General features: G+C 72.8%; 7 protein-coding genes. 2 read left to right on the forward strand and 5 right to left on the reverse strand.

Annotation, left to right across the window (positions count from 1 at the left end):
• On the reverse strand, positions 1-302 hold a 302-nt coding region (locus Q1N79_RS00430; protein ID WP_300602681.1), incomplete at its 3' end, for a hypothetical protein.
• Positions 303-504: 202 nt separating this feature from the next.
• Here Q1N79_RS00430 and Q1N79_RS00435 point away from each other — a divergent pair.
• Positions 505-2,379, forward strand: a complete 1,875-nt coding sequence (locus Q1N79_RS00435) for an NAD+ synthase (RefSeq protein ID WP_300602683.1) — start codon at positions 505-507, stop codon at positions 2,377-2,379.
• Here Q1N79_RS00435 and Q1N79_RS00440 read toward each other — a convergent pair.
• Both Q1N79_RS00440 and Q1N79_RS00445 read right to left on the reverse strand, forming a co-directional pair.
• Positions 2,336-3,913, reverse strand: coding sequence for a GMC family oxidoreductase (locus Q1N79_RS00440; RefSeq protein WP_300602685.1), 1,578 nt, complete (start codon positions 3,911-3,913; stop codon positions 2,336-2,338). The two genes, Q1N79_RS00435 and Q1N79_RS00440, sit on opposite strands and share 44 nt — an antisense overlap.
• 106 nt (positions 3,914-4,019) lie before the next feature.
• A complete protein-coding gene (locus tag Q1N79_RS00445; protein ID WP_300602688.1) occupies positions 4,020-4,400 on the reverse strand; it encodes a carboxymuconolactone decarboxylase family protein in 381 nt (126 codons plus the stop codon).
• A 233-nt stretch (positions 4,401-4,633) separates the two neighbouring features.
• Here Q1N79_RS00445 and Q1N79_RS00450 point away from each other — a divergent pair, with 233 nt between their 5' ends.
• Positions 4,634-4,840, forward strand: coding sequence for a hypothetical protein (locus Q1N79_RS00450; RefSeq protein ID WP_300602690.1), 207 nt, complete (start codon positions 4,634-4,636; stop codon positions 4,838-4,840).
• On the opposite strand, the gene Q1N79_RS00455 is transcribed toward Q1N79_RS00450, so the two are convergent.
• Together Q1N79_RS00455 and Q1N79_RS00460 are read right to left on the reverse strand one after the other, a co-directional pair.
• Positions 4,837-6,879, reverse strand: a complete 2,043-nt coding sequence (locus tag Q1N79_RS00455) for a LuxR C-terminal-related transcriptional regulator (protein WP_300602693.1) — start codon at positions 6,877-6,879, stop codon at positions 4,837-4,839. The genes Q1N79_RS00450 and Q1N79_RS00455 overlap by 4 nt on opposite strands.
• A gap of 82 nt (positions 6,880-6,961) precedes the next feature.
• Positions 6,962-7,345 carry a hypothetical protein gene (locus Q1N79_RS00460; RefSeq protein WP_300602695.1) on the reverse strand — a complete coding sequence of 128 codons (384 nt, stop codon included), beginning with the start codon at positions 7,343-7,345 and terminating at the stop codon, positions 6,962-6,964.
• Positions 7,346-7,578: the final 233 nt, after the last annotated feature.

Raw genomic sequence — 7,578 nt, forward strand, 5'->3', positions numbered from 1 at the left:
ACCTGGCCGGTGCCGTAGATGAAGCCGCCTGCGGTGTCAAACACGAGGTTGACCGGGGCGGTCAGCCCCGAGACGTACGCGTAGTAGAGCATGTCGTAGCCGACGGTCGTGCCCTTGCTGTTCACGTCGGTGTCCTGCAGGGCGCCCGTCGTCAGGCTGAAATCGTCGGTGGCCTTCGTCACCGAGGTGAACTTCAGGGTGTGCGATGCGGTGCTCGCACTGGCGGCGGCGGGGAGCAGGAATGCCCCGGCACCGGCGAGGGCGGCTGCTGCCGTTATGGCGATGGTCGTGCGTAGCTTCATCGGAACCCCTACTCAGATGCGACCGCCGGGAAGGCGATCTTGCGGTGATCTTGCCGCTAGTGTGCCAGTTGTTCCCTTTTCGTCAAGGTCGGCGCGAATTCGCCAGGAGGCGGGGCGGCGGGGCAGGCGCCACGGATCGTTCGGGATGAAGGGGACAATGCCGGGAACGGAGGGACAGCGGCGGGCGGCCTAAGCTTTATGCGTGCCTCAACTGCGGATCGCCCTTGCCCAGGTGAACGCCACCGTCGGTGACCTGACGGGGAACGCCGAGCTGATCGTCGAGTGGACGAGGCGCGGCGCGCGGCGCGGGGCCCGGGTCGTGCTCTTTCCCGAGATGGCGCTCACCGGGTACCCCGTGGAGGACCTGGCGCTGCGGGCCTCGTTCGTCGAGGCGTCCGTCGCCGCCGTGCACGATGTGGCCGAGCGGCTGGGCGTGGAGGGGCTGGGCGGGGTCGCGGTCGTCGTGGGGTACCTGGACCGGCGGACCGACCTGGCGCCGCGCACCGGGCTGCCGGCCGGCGCGCCGCTTGACGCGGCGGCCGTGCTGTACGGCGGGCGGGTCGTGATCACCAGCGCCAAGCATCACCTGCCGAACTACGGCGTGTTCGACGAGTACCGCTACTTCGTGCCGGGCAACACGCTGCCTGTGTTCCGGCTTCCTGCCGCGGGCTCCGGCGGGGCGGCGGTCGACGTCGCGGTCGCGATCTGCGAGGACCTGTGGCAGGACGGCGGGCCGGTGGCGGTGTGCCGGCGGGCCGGGGCGGGCCTGCTCGTGGTGCCGAACGCCTCGCCGTACGAGCGCGGCAAGGATGACGTGCGGCTGGAGCTGTGCGTGCGGCGGGCGCGCGAGGCGGGGGCGGCGCTCGCCTACTGCAACCTGATCGGCGGGCAGGACGAGCTGGTCTTCGACGGTGACTCGATCCTGGTGTCCGCCGCCGGCGAGCTGCTCGCGCGCGGCCCGCAGTTCGAGGAGGTGCTGATCGTCGCCGACCTGGAGCTGCCCGCGGCGGGGGGCGTCCCGGCGCAGACGGCGGTGGACGCGGGCGACGGGAGCGTGATCACGATCGAGCGGGTGACGCTGCCCGCGGTCGCGCAGCCGACCGTCGTGATGCCCGCGATGGACGACGGTGCGGCCGGGCCGGCATCGACGGGCGTGCGGGAGGAGGGCGCCGAGCCGGCCGGCGGGCCGTTCTGGCCCCGGCTTTCCGACCCGGCGCAGGTGTACGCGGCGCTGGTGACCGGGGTCAGGGACTACGCGCGGAAGAACGGCTTCCGGTCGGTGATCCTCGCGCTGTCGGGCGGCATCGACTCGGCGCTGACCGCGACGATCGCCGCCGACGCGATCGGGCCGCAGAACGTGCACGTGGTGCTGATGCCGAGCCGCTACTCCTCAGGCCACTCGATCACCGACGCCGAGGACCTGGTCAAGCGCCAGGGGCTGCACGCGCGGACCGTGCCGATCCAGCCGATCGTGGACGCGTTCACCGCCGAGCTCGACGGCTTCCCCGTCTTGGGGCTGCCCGCCGAGAACCTGCAGTCCCGGGTGCGCGGCGTGATCAACATGGCGCTGTCCAACGCCGGCGGGCACCTCGTGCTCACCACCGGCAACAAGAGCGAGCTCGCGACCGGCTACTCGACGCTGTATGGCGACTCGGCCGGCGGGTTCGGCCCGATCAAGGACGTGCCCAAGACGCTGGTGTGGGAGCTGTCGAGATGGCGCAATGATCATGCCGAACGGAACGGGGCGACTCCCCCGATCCCGCCCAGCTCGATCGCCAAGCCGCCGTCCGCCGAGCTGGCTCCCGGGCAGCTGGACACCGACTCCCTGCCGCCGTACGAGGTGCTCGACGCGCTGCTCGACGACTACGTGGAAAAGGACATGGGCTCGGCCGAGCTGATCGCGGCCGGCCACGACCCGGCGCTGGTCGAACGGGTCATCCGGCTTGTCGACACCGCCGAGTACAAACGGCGCCAGTACCCGCCTGGGCCCAAGATCAGCCAGAAGAACTTCGGCCGCGACCGCAGGCTGCCGATCACCAACCGCTGGCGGGAAGCGCTAGATCACGGGCCTGCCTGACCGAAAGACCCACCGACGTCAGCTCACTGGGCCTGTCGCGTGCCGTCAGCGCGCCGGCCGCCGGCGCGCAGCACAGCCGTGCCGCCAGGTGCTCGCCGACCCGGATGGCGTTCGCCATGATCGTCAGCGCCGGGCTCACCGCGCCGATGCTCGGAAAGAAGCTGGCGTCGACGACGTACAGGTTGTCCAGTTCGTGCGCCCGGCAGCTCGGGTCAAGGACGGACGTGGCCGGGTCGGCGCCCGCCCGGCAGGTGCCCGCGTAATCCGCGGCGGGGGGGCCGCCCCTGGCCGGTCCGCTCGGGGCCGCCTGCGCGATCATCTTCGTTCCGCTCAGCATCGTGCGCAGGCTCCGGTAGAGCAGCCGGGCCGCCCCGTCGCCAGTGGCGACGTGCGCCAGGCGCACCCGGCCCTGGCCATCGACGGTGACCCGGTTGGCCGGCCTGGGCAGGTCCTCGGTGGTCAGCCGGAAACCGACGGCGCGGCCGGCGAGCAGCTGGATGCTGCCGAGCGGCCACCTCGCCTGACGGCCGCCGAGATAGAAGTCGTTCAGGCCGAGGGTCTCCTGGAATCCGGCGCAATGAGGCCCCTTGACAACGCACGTCACGTCAGTGTGGTTGTGGCACATGAGGTTGCGGCCAACCTGCCCCGATCCGTTGCCCAGCCCGCCCGGGTGGGCCTCGCACGCGGACCCGAGCAGGATCCTCGCGGAGTTGACTGCGCCCGCGGCGAGCACCACGATGTCGCCGCGGTACACCTCGCGCGCGCCGGCGCGGGTGGCCACGACACCGGTGACCGACCGGCCACGGGAGTCGGTCTCCAGCCGGGTGACCTCGGCGCCGACAAGCAGGGTGACGTTCGGGAGGTCGAGCAGCGGTCGCACCGCGATGACGTCCGCGTCCGCCCTGGCGTGCCGCACGCACGGGGAACCATCGCTCGTGCCGCAGCGGGCGCACCGGCCGGGACCGGCTTGCCGCGCCCGCGCCCCCGTCCCCGGCGGGTCCGGCTCGCCGGGCAGCACGCCTGTCGGCGTGTGGAAGGGCTGATAGCCGGCCAGGGTCAGCTCGTCGGCGAGCTGCTGAACGATCGGGTCGTGGGTGACCGGAGGCCACAGGTACTCCAGCGACCAGGAACCCTCGGTGGGGTCCTCCCCGTGCTTGCCGTGCACCTGGTACAGCCACTCCGCCTTGTCGTACCAGGGCTCGAACTCGGCATAGCCGAACGGCCACGCCGGGGACGCGCCGTCGATGTGACCGATGCTGGCGAAGTCCATCGGGCGGAGCCTGCACAACGCCGCGCCGTACACCTTGGTGGCGCCGCCCACGTAGTAGTGGACGGCAGGCGAGAACGGGCGGCCGTGCGCGTCGTACCACGTCTCCGCGGTCTGCGCGCTGCCCTGCCGGGCCATCGGCGCGAACCCGCCGCGTTCTATGATCAAGATCCGCTTCCCCGTAGGGGCCAGCGTGTGCGCCAGAGTCCCGCCCCCTGCACCACTCCCGACGATGATGATGTCGAACTCCTCCGCCACAACTGTCACATTCGCACGCGCATGCGCCGCCTAACCTCACCCCTTGCGGATGAAGCCAGGCGAGACGGCGAGCGGGCGGGGTTCCCCGCGGCTCTTGCTTTACGGTCCCGGCCGGTCAGCCTCCTGCGTCCACGTCCGGCGACTGGCCGGGCAGCGGCAGGCCGAGCGCGAGCATGATCTCGGGCGCCGCGGCCATCACCTTGGGACCGCCGACCTGCGGCGCGATCGCGAAGAGCACGCCCAGGATGTCCTTGGGCGAGACGCCCGCGGCCACGGCGTTTTCCACCTGCCACTGGTAGGACGCGGGGGGCGCGTCGAGCGCCACCAGGGCGGCTATCTTGACGAGCGAGAACGTGCGCGCGTCCAGGCCGCTCGTGTGCCGCCACTGCTCGCGGTATTCCAGGCCCTCGGCCAGCAAGTCGATGTCGCCCGCCGAGAGCCCCATGAGCGCGTCTCTGGTCACGTCATCGACCTGCGCCCTGAGTGGACTTGTCATCGGTTGGCTCCTTTCCGCCGATTCCGTCGATTCCGTCGATGAGGGGCGGGCACTATCGGCGGTCTCACGTCAAGGCTGGTCGGCCGGCCGGCGCCCGCACGTCACCCCCGCGGGGTGGTCTGCTGGCTGCCCGCGGGCAGAGTCCGGTGCCCGGCAGGTACCCGCGGCGGGTGATGTCCGGTGCCACCTGCGCGCCGAGAATGTCAGCGACCCGGACGAGACTGGAGGCCACGATGAGCCTGCCCCTCAGCGAACGCCGCAAGCTTCGCGAGATCGAACAAGGCATCACAAGCAGCGATCCGCGCCTGGCGGGGCTGTACTCGATGTTCGCCAAGCTCAGCGTGTTCGAGGCCATGCCGCGGGTAGAGCGCATCCGCGCCGGATTGTTCCGGCGCGCGGCGCGAGTCAAGCAGAAGGTCACGCTCTGGGCCGCCAGCTAGAGCAGCCTGAGCTGCCTGGCACGGCGCACGGCCTTCCTGCGGTGGGTGACCGCGAGCTTGCGGTGCACGCTCTTGAGATGTGTTTTCACGGTGTTGACGGAAATGTAGAGCTCTTCGGCTATCTCGGCGGTGCTCAGCAACTGCGCCACGCGCCGCAGGACCTCCTGTTCCCGCTCGGTCAGCGGCTCGACCATGGCGGGCCCGGCCACGGCGGGCCCGGCCATGGCGGCGGAGATCGAGCCCAGCGCGCCGCCCGGTGGTGCCGGGCCTGGCTGAGACAAGGCGCGGTAACCGCGCGCGAGTGCGGCGTCGGCCCGCAGCACGGGGAACAGCCAGGTGTGCTCGAGCTCGAACGGCAGCCGGACGTCCTCCGCGCGGGCGATGCGCAGCGCCCGCGCGAGCGAGGCACGCCCCGCCACGGCGTCGCCGGTGGCGTAGCCGATCCTGGCCTCGACGAGCAGGGGGTCGAGAACGGCGCGGTCAGGCGCGCGTGCGGGCTCGGCCGGGGTGAGCGCGGGAACGTGTCCAAGCTGCCGGCGCGCGGCGGGCGACCAGCCGTCCCGCGCGCAGCCGAGCATGGCGACGGCGTCCGCCACGCGGCCTTCGGCCAGGTGCAGCCAGGCTGCGGCCAGGCTTGCCACCGCGCCGGCCGCCCGGTCCTCGCACGCGCGCAGGCCGAGGTCTACCCGGCGCAGCTCCGCCCGCACCTGGGCCAGTTCATGGCGCTCCAGGTGGACCAGGGCGAGCGCGATGCCGGCGGGCACGCTCACCGGTGCTCCGGTGTCCGCGTCGCAGCACGCGGTCCCCGGGTCAGCCTGCGCCGCCTTCCCGGCGAGCTCGCCTGCCCGCATGAGCCGGCCGCACAGCGCCTGCGCCAGGGCGAGCCGGCCGAGGCAGCCTGCCCGCACCGCGGCGGCCGACTGCGGGCACGGCAGGTCCAGGGCCTGCGCGAGAGCCTGTTCAGCGTCGTCGAACCGGCCGGCCCACAGCGCCGCCTCGCCCTCGCTCGAGCGCGGGCGCAGCGCGAGCTCCTGATGGCTGGACAGCACATCGGCGGGCAGCCGGGTCAGCACCCGGCCCTGCTCAGCCGCGGCCGCGGCGAGCCCGGGCAGGTCTCCGTCGCAGCGGGCCAGGCCGAACCTGACGAGCGCGGCGGCCAGCCGCGACGTGATCTCGGCGTCCGTGGGCAGCCGCCGCAGGATGTCGTCCGCGCGGCCGAGCCAGCTGGCGGCCGAGCGGCGATCATGACGCGCGGCGGCCAGGGCGGCGGCGGTCACGCAGTCCCTGCACTGGACGCGCCCCGCAGGCGCGGGAAGATCGGCCAGGCCCTGGATCAGGGCCTGGCCGCGATCGGGGTCAAGCAGGCGGCTCACCGCGAGTTCGTCGACGACGATCCGCGCGGCGAGCCGGCCGTCGCCCGCGCTTGCGGTGTATCGCACGGCGTCGGCCAGCTGCCCGCGCTGGCGGTGCCATTCGGCGGTGCGCCGCAGCAGGCGGGCGAGCAGGCCGGGGTCCTCCTCCTTCAGCCTCGCCTGCAGCACGGCGCGAAACAGCGGATGGTACCGGTACCAGCCACCGCCGGCCGGCTGGAGGAACACGTTGGCGCGCACGAGCTCCGGCAGGGACGCCATGCCGCGGCCGGCGCCTCGGTCCGCCAGCACCCGCGCCAGGTCGGGCGTGACCTGCTCGGGCACGCTGGTGCGCAGCAGGACGTCCCGCGTTGCCCTGGGCTGGCTGTCGTATGCCTCGCTGGTCAGGTAGCCGGCTATCAGCTGGTCGACGTCGCCGGGGCCGGCGGTCCCCGCGGCGGGATCGCCGCGCAGCGCGATCGCGACCAGGCGCAGCCCGGTCACCCAGCCTTCCATCCTCGTCACCAGCGGCATCAGCGCCTCCCGGTATGCCGCGACGTCGTGCCGCTCGAGCAGCAGCCGGGTCTCGGGGCCGGTGAAGGCGAGCTGGCCGGCGCGGATCTCGGTGAGATCCCCGGTCAGCAGGTACCGATGCAGGGGCAGCGGCTGCTCGGCGCGGGTGCCGGCCACGACGCGCAGCCCTGGCTTGGCATGCCGCAGCAGGTAGCCGAGTCCGGCTCCAAGCTCAGGCGCGTGGAGCAGGTGCAGGTCGTCAAGGACAAGGACGGCGGGCGGCCGCCGCGCGGCCAGCGCCGACGCGATCAGCAGCGGCCCGGCCGCCTGCGGATCCGGCGGCGGGCGGGCGGATTCCTGCCCTGGCCAGCGCGGCCCCGAGGTTGCGCCAGAAGCGGCCGGGGGTGTTGTCGTAGTCGTCTAGCGTGAGCCGGGCGACCGGACCGGGCCACGGGCCGGCCGCCAGCCACTGGGCGAGGGCCGTGGTCTTGCCCGCTCCGGGCGGGCCGGAGACCACGGTGACCGTCCCCTGCTGCACGCCCTTGTCGATGCACCTGTCGATCCTCTGGCGCGGCACGAGCCAGCCCTGCAGTTCCGGCGGTGACAACTTCGCCGTCAGCAGCGGCTCAGGGATGTCAGGCATCTGTCGTGGCCCGCGAACGTGCGGTCGGCGGCTTTGCCGCGTTTGCCGCGTTTGCCGCGCGCCTGCCGGCGGTCCCGGCCGCGGGCAGGAAGACCGCGACCGGGGACCGCCGGCGGTCCGTCACCTGCCGCCTGGTCAGCTTTGCGGGACCTTCCCGCCGTGCAGCGCCTCCTGCAGCTGCTCCTCGCCTTCCTTCGTCAGCGAGGTCTTCAGCACGGTGCCGCCGTACTTGC

This window comes from Trebonia sp. (genome assembly GCF_030042015.1).
Lineage (GTDB): Bacteria > Actinomycetota > Actinomycetes > Streptosporangiales > Streptosporangiaceae > Trebonia.

Bases quoted from the DNA above. Each gene is read 5' to 3' on its own strand.
- Q1N79_RS00445 (WP_300602688.1), bottom strand. From the start codon at position 4,400: ATGACAAGTCCACTCAGGGCGCAGGTCGATGACGTGACCAGAGACGCG.
- Q1N79_RS00460 (WP_300602695.1), bottom strand. From the start codon at position 7,345: ATGCCTGACATCCCTGAGCCGCTGCTGACGGCGAAGTTGTCACCGCCG.
- Q1N79_RS00450 (WP_300602690.1), top strand. From the start codon at position 4,634: ATGAGCCTGCCCCTCAGCGAACGCCGCAAGCTTCGCGAGATCGAACAA.